Annotated in this window: 15 protein-coding genes and 1 pseudogene; 6 read left to right on the top strand and 10 right to left on the bottom strand. The window is 64.8% G+C overall.

Annotated elements, in window-relative coordinates:
• Window positions 1–9: 9 nt before the first annotated feature.
• Window positions 10–357 carry a carbohydrate ABC transporter permease gene (locus AC4BCK_RS09590; RefSeq protein ID WP_363955747.1) on the bottom strand — a complete coding sequence of 116 codons (348 nt, stop codon included), beginning with the start codon at window positions 355–357 and terminating at the stop codon, window positions 10–12.
• A gap of 54 nt (window positions 358–411) precedes the next feature.
• Here AC4BCK_RS09590 and AC4BCK_RS09585 point away from each other — a divergent pair, with 54 nt between their 5' ends.
• The 3 genes and pseudogenes from AC4BCK_RS09585 (at window position 412) to AC4BCK_RS09575 (ending at window position 3999) form a co-directional block, all read left to right on the top strand.
• On the top strand, window positions 412–1356 hold the full coding sequence (locus AC4BCK_RS09585) for an ABC transporter ATP-binding protein (RefSeq protein ID WP_363955936.1): 945 nt from the start codon (window positions 412–414) through the stop codon (window positions 1354–1356).
• Window positions 1353–2446, top strand: a pseudogene (locus AC4BCK_RS09580) (ATP-binding cassette domain-containing protein). The gene AC4BCK_RS09585 and the pseudogene AC4BCK_RS09580 overlap by 4 nt, the downstream one beginning before the upstream one ends.
• Window positions 2443–3999, top strand: a complete 1557-nt coding sequence (locus AC4BCK_RS09575; protein ID WP_490566861.1) for a glycoside hydrolase family 32 protein — start codon at window positions 2443–2445, stop codon at window positions 3997–3999. The pseudogene AC4BCK_RS09580 and the gene AC4BCK_RS09575 overlap by 4 nt, the downstream one beginning before the upstream one ends.
• 200 nt (window positions 4000–4199) lie before the next feature.
• Here the strand turns inward: AC4BCK_RS09575 and AC4BCK_RS09570 are convergent, their stop codons facing one another.
• From AC4BCK_RS09570 to AC4BCK_RS09530, 9 genes are all read right to left on the bottom strand, one after another.
• Entirely contained in the window at window positions 4200–4793 is a 594-nt protein-coding gene (locus tag AC4BCK_RS09570; protein ID WP_490566860.1) for a lytic transglycosylase domain-containing protein, read from the bottom strand.
• 1360 nt (window positions 4794–6153) lie between these two features.
• Window positions 6154–6882: a PspA/IM30 family protein gene (locus AC4BCK_RS09565; protein ID WP_490566859.1), complete on the bottom strand. Its 729-nt coding sequence runs from the start codon at window positions 6880–6882 to the stop codon at window positions 6154–6156.
• A 194-nt stretch (window positions 6883–7076) separates the two neighbouring features.
• Window positions 7077–7673 carry a hypothetical protein gene (locus AC4BCK_RS09560; protein WP_490566858.1) on the bottom strand — a complete coding sequence of 199 codons (597 nt, stop codon included), beginning with the start codon at window positions 7671–7673 and terminating at the stop codon, window positions 7077–7079.
• Window positions 7670–8119 (bottom strand): hypothetical protein, encoded by a 450-nt coding sequence (locus AC4BCK_RS09555; protein WP_490566857.1) that lies wholly within the window; start codon window positions 8117–8119, stop codon window positions 7670–7672. Before AC4BCK_RS09555 ends, AC4BCK_RS09560 begins: the two co-directional genes overlap by 4 nt.
• An 8-nt stretch (window positions 8120–8127) precedes the next feature.
• Complete coding sequence (locus tag AC4BCK_RS09550) at window positions 8128–8388, bottom strand: P-loop NTPase family protein (RefSeq protein WP_174174703.1); 261 nt, start codon at window positions 8386–8388, stop codon at window positions 8128–8130.
• Window positions 8389–8397: 9 nt separating this feature from the next.
• The gene (locus AC4BCK_RS09545) at window positions 8398–9033 is read right to left on the bottom strand and encodes a flavin reductase family protein (RefSeq protein WP_251420206.1); all 636 of its coding nucleotides are present in this window, start codon (window positions 9031–9033) and stop codon (window positions 8398–8400) included.
• Between the two features lie 22 nt (window positions 9034–9055).
• Window positions 9056–9973: a hydroxymethylglutaryl-CoA lyase gene (locus AC4BCK_RS09540; protein WP_363935689.1), complete on the bottom strand. Its 918-nt coding sequence runs from the start codon at window positions 9971–9973 to the stop codon at window positions 9056–9058.
• On the bottom strand, window positions 9973–11292 hold the full coding sequence (locus tag AC4BCK_RS09535; RefSeq protein ID WP_490566856.1) for a CaiB/BaiF CoA transferase family protein: 1320 nt from the start codon (window positions 11290–11292) through the stop codon (window positions 9973–9975). Before AC4BCK_RS09535 ends, AC4BCK_RS09540 begins: the two co-directional genes overlap by 1 nt.
• Before the next feature lie 124 nt (window positions 11293–11416).
• On the bottom strand, window positions 11417–12208 hold the full coding sequence (locus AC4BCK_RS09530; protein ID WP_490566855.1) for an IclR family transcriptional regulator: 792 nt from the start codon (window positions 12206–12208) through the stop codon (window positions 11417–11419).
• A 141-nt stretch (window positions 12209–12349) separates the two neighbouring features.
• Between AC4BCK_RS09530 and AC4BCK_RS09525 the strand changes: the two genes are divergently transcribed.
• From AC4BCK_RS09525 to AC4BCK_RS09515, 3 genes are read left to right on the top strand one after another with little or no spacing between them, the layout of a single operon-like run.
• The gene (locus AC4BCK_RS09525; protein ID WP_174174712.1) at window positions 12350–13189 is read left to right on the top strand and encodes an ABC transporter ATP-binding protein; all 840 of its coding nucleotides are present in this window, start codon (window positions 12350–12352) and stop codon (window positions 13187–13189) included.
• Entirely contained in the window at window positions 13186–14052 is an 867-nt protein-coding gene (locus tag AC4BCK_RS09520) for an ABC transporter permease (protein WP_217432077.1), read from the top strand. The genes AC4BCK_RS09525 and AC4BCK_RS09520 overlap by 4 nt, the downstream gene beginning before the upstream one ends.
• Window positions 14053–14085: 33 nt before the next feature.
• Entirely contained in the window at window positions 14086–15168 is a 1083-nt protein-coding gene (locus AC4BCK_RS09515) for an ABC transporter substrate-binding protein (RefSeq protein ID WP_174174714.1), read from the top strand.
• Window positions 15169–15191: the final 23 nt, after the last annotated feature.

The raw sequence follows: 15191 nt of genomic DNA, 5'->3' as shown, positions 1-15191 counted from the left end.
GGCGGAGCGTCAGCCCTTGATGGCGGAGCTGCTGATACTGGCGACGAACCAGCGCTGGAAGACCAGGAAGACCGCCAGGACCGGGACGATGAACATCGTGCCGAAGGCAAGCACCTGTCCCCATTCGGGAGGCTGCTGGTTCTGGAAGATGCTGATCGCCAGCGGCAGCGGGCGGACGGTCGGGTCTGAGACCATCAGGACGGGCCAAAGGTAGGATCCCCACTGAGCCAGGAAGGTCAGGATGGCCACTGTGGCGAATGCCGGCTTGGTGATGGGGACGATGACTTGGAAGAACGTCCTGAACGGCCCGGCCCCGTCCAGCCTCGCGGCCTCTTCGATCTCGCCTGGGACGTCCATGAAGAACGTGTAGAAGAGGAAGATCGAGAAGGCGTTGGCTATGAACGGGATCGCCTGGATGAAGACAGTGTCCCGCTGCTGGACGTCAAGGACCTCACCGTCAAGTACATCGGCGACACCCGCTCCACCACCGCCGTCGACCGCGTGTCGTTCAGCATCGGCACCGGTGAGGTGTTCGGTCTCGCAGGGGAATCCGGCTGCGGAAAATCGACCATTGCCAACTCGATCATGCGGCTGCTCAAGGATCCCGCGAAGATCGCAGGCGGCAGCATTTCCTTTGGCGGCAAGGACGTCCTGGCCATGAGCCCGGAGGAGCTGCGGCGCTTCCGCTGGCAGGACGTGGCCATGGTGTTCCAGTCAGCCATGAACTCACTCAACCCCGTGCTGACCATCGGCGAACAGATCGTGGACATCTTCACCACCCACGCCGGCTACTCCCGCAAGGAGTCCCTCCGGCGGGCCGGTGAACTGCTGGAACTGGTGAGGATAGACCCCGCACGCCTCAAGTCCTACCCGCACCAGCTCTCCGGCGGCATGCGGCAGCGGGCCGTGATAGCGATGGCCGTGGCGCTCAAGCCATCCCTCCTGATCCTGGACGAACCCACCACCGCGCTGGACGTGGTGGTGCAGCAGGAGATCATGGCCCAGATCAAAGACCTCCAGCGCGAGCTCGGCTTCTCTGTCCTCTTTATCACCCACGACATGTCACTCATGGTGGAACTCTCGCACCGCATGGCTGTCATGTACGGCGGCCGGATCGTGGAGACCGCCAGGGCCCAAGACGTCTACACCAACCCCCGCCACCCCTATACCCAGGCGCTGATGGGCGCGTTCCCGCCGCTCACCGGCCCGCGGGTTCCGCTGACGGGACTGCCCGACGGCGTGAAGTTCCGGAACATCCCGGACCTCACCGAGGCGGCACCGGGCCACTTCGTGGCTCCGCTGGGTGCCGACGCTGCAGTGATTGATTCCGAAGACCTGGCAGGAGCCGCACGATGAGCCATTCCCTGACATCCACGGTGGCTGCGTCCGCCACACGCACTCCGGCCCTTGAAATTCGTGGCCTGGGCAAGTCGTTCCCCATTGGAGGGCTGTTCTCCCGGGAGTCGGTCCGCGCCCTGCACGGTGTGGACCTGACAATCAACCGCGGCGAAATTGTCGCGCTCGTGGGAGAGTCCGGTTCCGGCAAAAGCACCTTGGCCCGCTGCGTTGCCCGGCTCGAGAAGCCGACCTGCGGCGCGATCCGGATCGACGGCGTCGACATCCTCAAGCGCGATCGGTTCCAGGCGTCGCGTGCGTTCCGGTCCCAGCTGCAGATGGTCTTCCAGGACCCCTTCGGTTCACTGAACCCGGCCCACAGGATCGAGCATTTCCTGCGGCGTTCGCTGGCGATCCACGGAAAGGGCGGCGGTTCTGCGGAGGAGACCGTGCAGCGGCTCGAAGAGCTCATGACCACTGTTGGCCTCCAGGCTGACATGCTGAACTCGTATCCGCACGAGCTCTCCGGCGGCCAGCGCCAGCGCGTTGCAATTGCGCGGGCCCTCGCCGTTGAACCACAGGTTATCCGGCCGACGAGCCCACCTCCATGCTTGATGTTTCGGTCCGGATCGGTGTGCTGAACCTGATGCGCAAGCTCCGGGACGAGCAGGGCATCTCCATGCTCTACATCACCCACGACCTCGCGTCCGCACGCTACCTGGCGGACCGCACGGCAGTCATGTTCGCCGGTGAACTCGTCGAGGAAGGCGAGTCCCTGGACCTGCTGTCCCGTCCGGCACACCCCTACACGCAACTCCTGGTTTCCGCTGTCCCGGACCCCGCACGGGCAGGCTCGTACGATCCCGTCCGCCGGGCCGAACTGCGGCAGGCCGTCATGGCTTCGACCACGTGCGCTTTCGACGGCGACGCGAACCAGGCCTGTTCGGCCGATGAACCCGTGCGCCACCAGGTGGGAGACCCCGAAAACCGGCACTGGGTGCGCTGCCACCTCTACCGGCCGTGGGCCGGCGCCGCCGGCCACGCCCTGGCGGGCGACCCAACCCAACCCAGCCGCCCGGCGTCGAACGCTCAAGAAGAGGCTTCCGCATGACTGAACTGACCCACCCGCTCGCAACCGTGCCACAGGACGAATTGGTTGCACGGGCCGAAGCCGACGCGCTCCGGCCACGGTTCCATTTCGTCTCACCGGCCGGTTGGCTCAACGATCCCAACGGCGTCAGCCAATGGAACGGCACGTACCACCTCTTTTACCAGTACAACCCGGAGGGCGCCTTCCACCACCGCATCCAGTGGGGCCACGCCACCAGCACGGACCTCGTGACCTGGACGGATCAGCCCGTTGCCTTGGAACCGTCTGCAGGACCGGACGCCGACGGCTGCTGGTCGGGGGTCCTGGTGAACGACGGCGGCACGCCTACCTTGGTGTATTCGGGGCGCTTCGAGGACAGGGAGCTGCCCTGTATCGCCGTAGGATCGCCGGACCTTCTGAACTGGACCAAGGACCCCGCCAATCCCGTGATCGCAGCGCCGCCGGCTGGTGTAGACGTCACGGCGTACCGTGATCACTGCGTCTGGCGTGAAGGAACGAAGTGGCGGCAGTTGGTGGGTTCGGGCATCCGCCAGCGCGGCGGTACGGCGTTCCTGTACGAGTCAGCGGACCTGCGGCGATGGGACTACATCGGGCCGCTGTTCATCGGCGATGCCTCGCAGGGCGACCCTGCGGACACTGACTGGACGGGGACCATGTGGGAATGCGTGGACCTTTTCCGGGCGGGCCACGGTTCGCTGGGGTCTGCACCTTCTAACGCCTCACCGGATGTGCTGGTCTTCTCCGCCTGGAACGACGGCGACACCCACCACCCGCTGTACTGGACCGGCCGATACGCCGGGGACAGCTTCGAGCCCGTGGCCCTGCACCGGCTCGACTACGGAGGCCGCTTCTTCTACGCCCCGCAATCATTCGAGGACGAGTCCGGCCGGCGCGTCATGTTCGGCTGGATGCAGGAGGGCCGAAGCGATGCTGCGATGGTGGAGGCCGGCTGGTCAGGGGTGATGAGCCTGCCGCGAACCGTCACGGCGTCGGAGGACGGTACCCTCCGCTTCGCACCCGTACCGGAAATCAAAAAGCTGCGCCGTGAGCACGCAGGTTTGTCCGGGCTTGTGTTGGGCGGCGCCCCGGTGCCCCTGGAAACCGGCGTGTCAGGCCAGCAACTCGACCTCGAGCTGGACCTCGAGCTGGCACCGGGCGCCCTGCTGCGGCTCGGTGTCCTGGGCTCTAATGGCGGGAGCACCTCGGACGGACCCGCCGAGGAAACGGTCATCGAGCTGCGAAGGGCGGATGACGGCGGCAACAATGGCACGCTCCGCCTGGACCGCACCCAGAGCAGCCTTGATCCAACCGTTGATGTGGAGGACAAGTCAGGGCCCGTCCCCATGCCCGGGGGACGGGTGCACCTGCGCGTCATCCTGGACCGGTCCGCCGTCGAAATTTTTGCGAACGGTATAGCGCTCACCGCCCGCATCTACCCCACCCTCGGCGGGAAAAACGTCAGCCTGGCTGCCGAAGGCACGGCAACGGTGCTGTCCCTCGACGCATGGACCATGGCCGATATTTTTGACGGTACCCGGAGCCTCTTTCCCTGAACGGGGAGCGGCAGATCAACACCACCGGAGGCGGAACCAGTCCCCGATCGGTCCCTCGGCAGGACGGCTCACCCTCCACGTCCTCGTGGACCTCACGAGCGTGGAGATGTTCCTCGGAGACGGACGGGTGGAGCACCCGCACCGGGTATTCCCCCCTCACAGGGGACAGCGGAATCCCTCTGCGCCCACGAAACTGGAAGTCATCCTGCGGCACCAGTGCTGGCGGCATATGCAGCGGCCTGGTCACTCACCTTCCGGATGTAGGCGTCGGATTGGTTGTAGGCGTAAATGGCGCTGGTCCATCCGGCCGCCGTCGTGAGGTCGCGTCCGCCGGCGCACAGATAGGACGCCGCGCTGAGGGCGGCATCGTCGATGTTGAATGGATCCGCCGTTCCATCGGCGTTCCCGTCCCGCCCGACGAGCTGCCAGGTGGACGGAATGAACTGCATCGGTCCCACCGCACGGTCCCAGCGGGGATCCCCGTCCAGGGCACCTCCGTCCGTGTCGGCGATGGCGGCGAATCCGGCACCGTTGAGAGCCGGGCCCACAACAGGGCGGCTCCCTCGACCTGCCTCGGTGAGTCTTCCGCCGCCGTATGTTCCGTGGGCTGTTTCGACGGAGCCAACGCCCGCCAGGGTGTTCCATCCGATCCCGCAGGCCGGCACGGTGGCATTCACAGTGACAGCCGCCGCAACATACGCCCGCAGCGCGCGTTCCGGGATCCCGGTCTGCCCGGCAGCCCAGGCCACCCAGTCGGCGTCCGGGTTTCTGGTGATGTTCACTGCGGCGGTCATACCCGAGGACGCCATGTCGAGCTCGGCCTCCGCTCGCGGCGGCGGAGAAAAGGCACGGCCGGCGTCCGCGGCGGGTTGCCCAAGCCCCCAGAACAAGGACGCGGTGGTGACACAAACCGCAAACAGGATAAGGACGACGAGGCGTCTGAGACCGAGCACCGACTAATCAAACCATCCAAAGACTTCCATCTTTGACAACGGGCTCCGCCGGGACACGTTCACTCCTCCTCGTGGCTCGCGGCACCATCGATCCTTTGAAGGGGAAAGTTTCTCTCAGCCCGGAGATGACGCGGCCATAATGGTTCATGAGCCTGGGTACGGCGCTCGCGGACGACCACCCCTTGGAGTGCGGCTGCGTCAGGGCGCTGATCAAGACCGGTGGCTGTCTGCTCAACCACCCGCCGAATGAAGGGCGCCTCCGCGCCCAGAACGGAGCCGACTGCATCGAAAGGATCTGGTACGGTCCATCGGGCCAGCACGCGTCCCCGCGCCCAGCAGGCAGTGGTGGGAGTCGCCGGCACCCACGGGCGGGGTTCCCCTCGACGGGGCTTATCGCGGGTAAGTCCGACCCTCAGGGTTATGGGGATGGTCCCCGGCAGCAAGATGCCCAGACCAGGAAGCTTGGCGTTGGTCGACTTTTCCGCATCTTATACAGTGCCGGTGGAACATCCCGTCGCGCCCAACTTCGGCTGACCAGTGATGTCCCAGGTTCAATCTGCAAAACAGTGTTCTGAACATGATGCGATCCTTTTGCGGACTCGGAGGCTTCACGCGGACCGAAGCCTCCACCGTGATTTTACGCGCCTGGCAGCCCGGCAACCACAGCTCCCATCCTTTGTACGCTCGGTTTTACGCCTGCCTACAGGCGCCATTCTCATGGCGATCTCGCTGGCCTGATCGGTTACGCGCTGAGCCCCACGAAGTGCCAGCTCAAGATCGACACAAGAGATGCCGAGGATTGACCGAATCGCTTCCCCCGCTTCCTCCTGGCTTCCTAGAGTGTTCCCAAGGCACAACGACTACGTCTGGGGGACGTATGAGCTCGGGCAATATTCCGTCTGTGGAGGACGCACGAGCCACGCAGGCTCCCGTGCCGGCTCCGCCCATCAAACCTTTGGTCGCACCCCGCGCAGTGCAGCAGGCTTCCACCTGCAAGGGCCGGGAACACGAGGTGCAACGGCTCATTCGCGACCTTGCCGCCCTCGCCGCCAGTCGTCGCGGGAGCGCAGCATGACCGCCGCCCGTCCATACATCCTTGGACTACCACTCAGACGCTCCACTCGGTACTGACCCGGACAGGTACAGTCCCACCCTGCGCAAGCGTCACCAGACTGCAAAGCAGGCGTCCAGCCTTCCGTTCCTAGTCGTCGATGGCTTTCCGGTCGATGGACTTCAGCGCGGCGAGCCGTGCTTCCACTTCGGTCTGCTCACCGAGGTCTTCCAGGGCGGCGAACTGGGCATCCAGGGATGAGGCGGCAAGTTCCTGCTGGCCGCGGACCGTGGCTTCCTGGCGGCGGATGCGCTCCTCGTACCGGCCAATGGCCGACGTCGGGTCGCCAGCGTCGAGAGACTTGAGCGCATCATGGACCTGGGACTGTGCGGCCGCCGTCCGGGACCGGGCCACCAGTTCATTGCGCTTGGCGGTCAGCTCGTGCAGCTTGCCCTTCATCTGGTCGAGCCCGCCCTTGAGCTTGTCGATAATCTCGTTCTGCGCGGCCAGGCCCGGCTCCTGGCCCTTGGCCGTCGACTCGGCGGTCATCTGCCGCTGAAGAGCGAGCCTGGCAAGGGCATCAAACTTGTCGGCGTCCACACCGTTCCCGGCGGCCCGGAACTCATCAGCTTTGCGGGACGCGGCGATGGCCTTGTTGCCCCAGGTGTTGGCGTCGTTCACGGCCCGCCTGTAGTCCTCTTCGGCCATGCGGACATTGCCGATGGTCTGCGCGACGGCGGCTTCGGCTTCGCGGATGTTGGCCGAGTAGTCCCGGACCATCTGGTCCAGCATCTTCTGCGGGTCTTCCGCGGAGTCCAGGAGGGCGTTGATGTTGGCCTTGGCGAGTTGGGCAACGCGGGCGAAAATACTCTGCTTCACGACGGTCTTTCTATCGGTGGTGGAATTCGAATTTTATGTGTACGGCAGCCTGGCGGGCCAACAGCGGGAGACCCGCACCTGTCACCTCGCCGCGTACGAACCCGTAGCCGTGCAGACCAGCGCCATCGAGGCGAGGACGAGCAGGTTCCACGCGATGGTTCAAGCCCACCGGCGGCTTCCTTCAGGCGTCGCCCTCACTCGCCTGCTTCTTCCGGGACGACCATCACGGTTTGCTCTCCGCAAGTTAGTTGGAGCTCTCCGCCGCCAGCACTCTCCAACCGGCACTCCTGGTCTTTGAGCCGGGGCCAGCCGGAGATTTCGGGGGCGTCGCGGACCCGCTTGTAGTGGTACTCGTCGTGCTGCGTGTACAAGACGACGCCATCGCCGTCGAAGCCGTCCTGGGTCACGAGCACGGAGGTTCCGTCCGCGGCCACGATCTTCATGGTGTCACCGGTCCCGAACGCTCCGAGGCCTGCGAAGAGAAGCATGAGGCCGAAGTACGGCACGGCGGCCGCCGCGGCTACCCCAAGGGTCCACCCGACGGTGCGTCGTGGGACCCTCTTCGGAATGCGGCCTATCAGTGCCGGGAGCAGGAGCAACAGCCCAACGGCGCCGGTCAGGATCGCCATGACCAGAAACCAGGAGGCGATGGAATCCGCAGGACTCCCGATGTAGGGGAGGAGCCTCCCCCGGGCGGCTGCCCGGTATGCGCCATAAATGGCCTGGTACGCCCAAGCACAGAGGGCCGCCGCGATGATGAGGCCGGTCCCCCCGATTTCTCGGCGCTTCATGGATAGGGGACTTCCGCCTCGGACGCGTGCGCATCTTTGCGGATGGACCAACGCCCGATCGCCGCGGCCGCACCGACGGTCGCCCATATCCCCAGCCACCCGGGGTGCCAGCCGAAGCCGACCAGTCCGGCCACGGCCCAGAAGGCCAGGGTCGGCACCACGAAGAACGCCGCAATGTGGATCCACTGCTGCCGGACCGGGCGCAGCAGGTAAGCCAGCACCCACCCCAGGGGCGCCGCGAACACCAGTGCAATCCCGTAGCCATAGAAAGCAAGAGACAGCCCTGCACCCCACAGATACCCGGCATCCGACCCCTGCCGCACCGTTGGTGCACCAAAAACGAAGAGGGCAACGATGAGCATGACGCCCACCCAGAGCGTGGTGGCGATCAGCCAGCCCTTGATGAACGAGGAGGCGTCGAGGATAACCCGCTGCTGTCCGCTCATCCCCCAGCTCACTTCGCGGCGGCGTCTTTGCGGCGGAAGGTCCCCGCGACGGAGAGCTTCCTGCCGTACTCGGTGGGCCGGCGCCGGAAGAGGCGCACGTCCGGGCGCTGGACCAGGAGGGCCCGCAGCGTCGTCGTCGTTCCTGACCTGTTGCCGCACATCAACGCGAAGGAAAAGGACAGGTCTTTGGTGACCGTGGTCTCCCCTGAGTTTGTCCGCAAATTTCGAATGTGCACAAGCGGCTCCCCGGCCGCGTCCCCCAACGTCATGCTGCCAGCCTATATGTCGCCGTGGCCGGCGGCGCCGAAGTGCCCGGGCCAGTCCTTCGCCCGGATGCGGCGGAGTTCCTGAATCGGACCGAGCGTCCCCCACTCATTACGCCCGAGCCGGGACAGGGGTTCCAACAGGTCGATCTGCGGATGGTCACCGTCGAGCACACTTGCAGACACGACCGCGTAGACCACCCTGCCAAACACCAGCGTGCAGTTACCCAACTCCAGGAAGCTGTGCAATTGGCACTCCAGTGCCACCGGCGAATCCTTCACCCGTGGGGGACCTACCACGGTGCTCGATTCCCGGGACAGCCCCACTGCATCAAACTCGCTCACAGCCGCCGGAAAGTCCGTCCCTGTGGCATTGACCTCTTCAAACAGCGAAGCCGGGGTGAGATTCACGACGAACTCACCCCGCGCCTGGATGTTGCGCAACGAATCCTTCTCACCCACTGAGGTGAATTGAACAATGGGCGGATCCACGGACGCTACGGTGTAGAACGAATGCGGCGCAAGATTGTCCACGCCGTCCACCGATGTAGTGGACACCCAAGCGATTGGTCTCGGAACAACCACCGCCGTCAGCAACTGATAAAAATCTTTCGACGACATCTGTGCCGGATCAAAATCCTTCCGCTCCACGTACCCACCTGCTCTCTGCGCCCTACGCTGCCGCGGGGAACACGCCTGCCCCCGCCAGGCCGGAACGAGGCTTCGTACCGACCAGGCCGCAAATCCAGCGGCCCAGTTCCGTTGCCTTCTGCACGTCGATGCCCGTGTGGAACCCGGCACGCCCTAGCATCCAGGCAAGGTCCTCAGTTGAAATGTTTCCCGCTGCTCCGGGGGCGAAAGGGCATCCCCCGAGACCTCCGACGCTGCTGTCGAACACGTCTACGCCCGATGCCATTGCCGCATAAGTGTTGGCCAGCGCGGTGTGGCGGGTCTCGTGAAGGTGCGCCCTCAACTGCAGGTCGGTTTCCTCGCGCAGCCTCGCGAACGCCGCGCCCACCTGCCACGGCACGGCGCAACCGATCGTATCCGCCAATGCCACCTCCGCAAGGTCCGCGCGGCCCATTGCACTGCGGACCACCTCAAGGGTCTGTTCGATGGGAACGTCACCCTGGTAAGGGCAGCCAAAAGCGACAGCCGCTGTGACACTGAGAGGGATGGATGCCGAGGCAGCGATGTCCGAAACTTCCCCCAGGGCCGTGAGCGCCGCAGCAACAGTGGTGTTCTGGTTGGCTGCCGCGAACGCGTCGGTCACCGGGAGCACATAGTTCATCTCATCCACGCCGGCGTCAACGGCGCGGAGGGCACCCCTGGTGTTCAGCACCAGGCCGATATAGCTCACGGCGTCGGTGCGCGGGACGGCCGCCATCACGGCGTCGGCATCGGCCATCTGCGGAACCGCTTTGGGATTCACAAAGCTGACGGCTTCGATCCGCTGCGCACCCAACCGGATCAGCCCTTCGATGAGCCGGACCTTGTCTTCTGTACTTACGGGGGTCTTCTCATTCTGCAGACCGTCGCGCGGGCTGACGTCCACGATTGACACCGGCTTGGTTACCTGGGCAAAAGCCATCAGATTGCTCCTTCGCTGCGCGCGTCCTGCAACTCTTCTTCGGTCAGGTTCAGGACGCCCTGGTACACGTCGGCATTGTGGGAACCGTGCACCAAGGGCCCATTCCAGCCAATCCGGCCGGCCGAGCGCGTGAGCTTGGGGACGATTCCCGGCTGGACCACGGCGCCCAGTTCGTCGTCCGCCACTTCCACGAGCATGTCCCGGGCTCTGAGCTGCGGGTCCTCGAAGATGTCTTCAACGGTGCTCACGGTGCTGTTCGGAACACCATGGCCATCGAGCAGGCTGACCAGCTCGCCCGCGGAGTAGTGGGCCGCCCAGTCGGCGATGAGGCCTTCAAGCTCTTCCTGGTTGCGGCCACGCTGCGCATGGTCCCGGTATCTCGGGTCCTCGGCGAGGCCGGGCATGCCCATCGCTGTGGCCAGGCGCACGAAGACCGAGTCCTGGTTGGCCGCGATGACCACCCACTTGCCATCGCTGGACTGGAAGATGTTCGACGGCGCTATCCCCTTGAGTCCCGAGCCGCTGGGTCCGGGAACAATGCCCGAGGCGGCGTAGTCCGGCACAGCGCTCTCCAGCAATGAGAAGCAAGCCTCAACAAGCGACACATCGACCACCTGGCCGGTCCCCCCGCGCGCATCCCGCCAGTACAGCGCCAGCAGGATCCCCTGCAGGGCATAGAGGGAGCCGAGGCTGTCCCCCAGGGAGATGCCTGTGCGGGGCGGCGGCTGGTCCGGGTAGCCATTCAGGTGCCGCAGTCCACTCCGCGCCTCGGCGACGGAGGCATACCCCGGCTTTGACGCTTCCGGACCAGTCTGGCCATAGCCGGAGACCCGGGCGATGATGAGGCCCGGATTGATCTTCCACAGTTCTTCAGGGCCGAGGCCAAGCTTTTCCATGGTGCCCGGGCGGAAGTTCTCCAGGATGACGTCGGCCTCCTTGCAGAGCTCAAGAAACAGCTCCCGGCCGCGCGGGACTTTCAGGTCCATGGTGACGCACTTCTTGCCGCGGGACTGCACCGACCACCACAGGGTGTGGTCCTTGACCCGCGCGCGGCCCCATTCGCGCATGGGATCGGGCCTGTTGGGGGATTCGACCTTGATGACTTCGGCACCGAAGTCTGCCATCTGCCGTCCCGCGAAAGGGCCGGCGATAAGGGACCCCAGCTCGAGCACGCGCACTCCGGACAGCGGACCGGCAGCACTAGCCGAAACTTTTATGCTGCTGGCGGTGGCCGTTGGCTCTTCTTCAGCGATCCTGTGGCCGCCCTCGTCCGCGGCGTCCTTGCCGCGCTTCGCTGTGCCGGTTTCGAAAACCTTCATCAAATCTCAACTCCTGATTCCTGATGCGGACCCAGTGGGCGCCGTACGCACGGACGGAGGTCCGTGCATACCCGGCCGTCCAGAAACCAGTATGCACTCATGTCACCATATTGTGAACATCAAATCACAATATGGGTTCCACTTCCGAGGGGAGGCTCCCGCCGATCAGCCGGGTGCCTTCAGCGGCCGCGGCGATGACCGGCTCGATCCAGGAAGCGCACACGTCGTAGGGCATTCTCATGGTGGGCCCCATGACGGTAAGCGCACCGTAGAGCTCAGCCTGCGGGCCGAAAATCGGGACAGACAACCCGCTGGCCCCCGAAACGCGCTCCCCGGTGGTGATGGCAAAACCATCCGCACGGGTCTTCGCGACGGCGGCATCAAGGCTTGCTGCGTCCGTGATGGTCTGGTCGGTGATGGAACGGAGTCCCGACCCGTAGACCCTCTCTGCAAGGTCGGGATTCCAGGCCAGCAGCACACGGCCCGCCGAACCGGCATGGAGCGGCATGATGTCGCCGACGTCGACCGCCCTTCGCAGCACCCGCCGGGTCTCGGCCAGCGCGACGCACACCCGGCTCCCCTGCGATTCCCGGAAGATGCAGACCGTTTCGCCCAGCTCGTCCCGCAACCGCCGAATCAGGGGTGTCAGCAGTTCCAGGAAGTCCAGGCCCTGCCGGGCGGGCGCCGCCCAGTGGGTCATGCGCAGCCCGACGCGGAACTGGTCACCCCGCCGGTCAAGCATTCCCTCATGCACCATATTGGCGACCAGGCGCTGCACAGTGGAGTGCGGCAGACCGGTCTCGGCGCGTATGTCGGCGAGGCTCAGTTCAGGCCGCACCAGCGAGAAAGCATCCAGGATGGCCGTGATCTTCTTCAGCACCAGCAGCGGGGCGGCGGCATTTTCGGTTGCGCTCATGGCTTGGTTCCGGATTCCTTCTTCTCGCGGGGCGGGGCAGCGGCCACGTACAGGCCCCCTTGTAGTGTGACAGACGTTACTGTTAGCCTAGTGCCCACTATATGGCCATCAACTCACAATGTGGTTAGCGGGAGAATAGCAATGACGCAGCCCTCACAGCCTGAATCTTCAAACTATGCGGTTGAACTCAACGCGTGCACCAAGGAGTTTGCAACTCCCGGCGGTGGATCGTACTTCGCTGTCCGGGACATCGACCTCAAGGTTGAGCCCGGACGGTTCGTTTCCATTGTTGGCCCGACGGGGTCTGGTAAGTCCACCATCCTCAACATGGCGGCGGGGCTCTTGAATCCGTCGTCCGGCACCGTCCACAGCTTCGGTGAGCCCGTCCACGGGGTGAACCGCCGCGCCTCGTACATGTTCCAGCAGGACGCCCTGCTGCCTTGGAAATCGGTCATCGACAACGTCAGCCTCGGGCTCACCATGGCCGGGGTCTCCAAGGCCGACGCCTATGACGAGTCCCGCCGCTGGCTCGAGAAGGTGGGATTGAAGAACTTCGCTGACCGGTACCCCCACCAGCTTTCCGGCGGGATGCGCAAGCGCACGGCAGTCGCCCAGGCATGGATCGTCAATCCGGACATTCTGCTGATGGACGAGCCCTTCTCCGCGCTCGACGTACAGACCCGCCAGATCATGGAAAACGAACTCCTCCAGCTCTGGCAGGAATCGAACAAGGCCGTTGTGTTCATTACCCACGACCTGGACGAGGCCATTGCCCTGTCCGACGAGGTGGTCATCCTCGGCGCGGGACCGGGCAGCACCGTCGTCGGCAGCTACGAGATCGATATTCCACGTCCCCGGGACCTCCTCGACATTCGCGACGATCCCAAGTTCGTCGACCTCCACAGGGAAATCTGGGGCCGCCTCAAGGTGGAAGTCTCCAAGACCTACGAATCGGCACGGGAAGAAGAGAGCGCAGCATGACCGTGGCACCAGCTTCCAAGAAAACACAACGCTTTCCCCTCCGGAAGGAGCAGAGTCCGGCGGCGGTCCAGCGTTCCAAGCGCAAGCGGCCCGAAACGTCGAACTTCGCCATCCGGATGGGGCAACTGGGCCTCGCCGTCGCCGTCCTCGGCGCCTGGGAATTGCTGGGACGCGTCGGCATCATCGACCCGTTCTTCTTCCCCCTGCCCTCCGACATCCTGATGACCGTGTGGGTCTGGATCTCCACAGGCTTCGTCTTCCCGCATCTGTGGATCACGCTGCAGGAAGCGGTCCTCGCCTTTATGACTGGTGCGGCGGCCGGCCTGGTCCTCGGTTTCCTCCTGGCCCGCGTGCGCATCCTGGAACGGCTCTTCGACCCGTTCCTGCAAATGTTCAACGCGCTCCCGCGCGTTGTCCTCGCCCCGATCTTCCTGCTCTGGTTCGGCCTGGGAATCTGGTCCAAGGTGGCTTTCGGCTTCACCCTGGTGTTCTTCATCGTTTTCTTCAATACCCTCGAAGGCGTCAAGAGCGTCGACCGTGTCCTCGTAGACAACGCCAAGATGCTGGGTGCCAGCGAAAAGCAGCTCCTCCGCCACGTGTTCATTCCCAGCGCCCTGACCTGGATCTTCTCCAGCCTCCACATCAGCGTCGGCTTCGCCATTACCGGTGCGGTGGTCGGTGAATACCTGGGTGCCTCGGCAGGTGTTGGTTACGCCATCGCCCAGGCCCAGGGTGTGTTCGACACCGAGGGCGTGTTCGCCGGCATGTTCATCCTGATGGTCGTGGTGCTCATCATCGACCTCGGGGTCAACCGCGTGGAACGCCATCTCCTGCGCTGGCGCCCGCCACAGCAGTCTTCCTAACCAATCCCAGCCCCTCCGTCCGAAAGGGACCCCATGTTCAGCTCCGCAAACCGGCAAGGACGCCGCGTTTTCCTCGCCAAGCCCCTCGCCGTCGTCGCCGGCCTCGCCCTTGCCCTGTCCGCCTGCGGCGCCCCGCAGTCAGCGCCTCCCGGACAGGAAGGGACCGCCGGCGGCGCGGGTGCCAGCGGTGAGACCGTCACCATCGGGATTGGCGGCCAGACGCTGCTGACGTACTTGCCCACCACCCTTGCCCAGGAACTCGGCTACTACGAGGAAGAGGGCGTCAAGGTCGATCTGCAGGACCTCCAGGGTGGCTCGAAGGCGCTGACGGCGATGATCGGCGGCAGCACCGACGTCACCAGCGGCTACTACGAGCACACAATCCAGATGCAGGCCAAGAAGCAGCCCGTCAAGGCGTTCGTGAACATGAACCTGTCCTCGGGACTTGCGCTGGTGGTGGCGGAGAAGAACAAGGACTCCATCAAATCCGTCGCCGACCTGAAGGGCAAGAACGTGGGCGTCACCTCGCCCGGGTCCTCCACCGACATGTTCGTGAAGTACCTGCTCTCCAAGAACGGCATGAAGCTGGACGACGCTGCGATATCGGCGATCGGTGCAGGGTCCTCCGCCGTTGCCGCCGTCGAGCAGGGCCAGGTGGACGCCGCCGTCATGCTCGAGCCGGACGTCACCGTCCTGGCCAAACGGCTCGGAACCGAGCCGACCATCATCCAGGACGTCCGCACGCCGGAGGGCCTTAAGGAGGTCTTCGGCACCGATGCGTGGCCGTCATCAAGCCTGTACGCCACCTCCGGCTGGCTGGAAAAGAACCCGGAGTCGGCCAAGAAGCTGGCCAGCGCCATCAAGAAGACCCTGCAGTTCATCGCCGACCACTCCGGTGAGGAAATCGCGGCCGAGATGCCCGAGGCGTTCGCCGGCGGCGATCCCGAGCAGTATGCCAAGGTCATCGAAGAGATGAAGGTGGCGCTGAGCAAGGACGGCGCCTTCACCGAGGAGGGCGTACAAGCCGTCCTTGAGACCCAGCGGGTAGCCAACCCGGAGGTCGGCGACGCCGAGATCAAGCTCGAGGAAACCTACACCAACGAATTCGTCAAGTAATCCTGCTCCCCTGCGGCCCGCCG

The organism is Pseudarthrobacter sp. As-47, assembly GCF_058215595.1.
The sequence above is the reverse complement of the archived record's forward strand: the minus strand, read 5'-3'. Positions and strand labels throughout refer to the sequence as shown.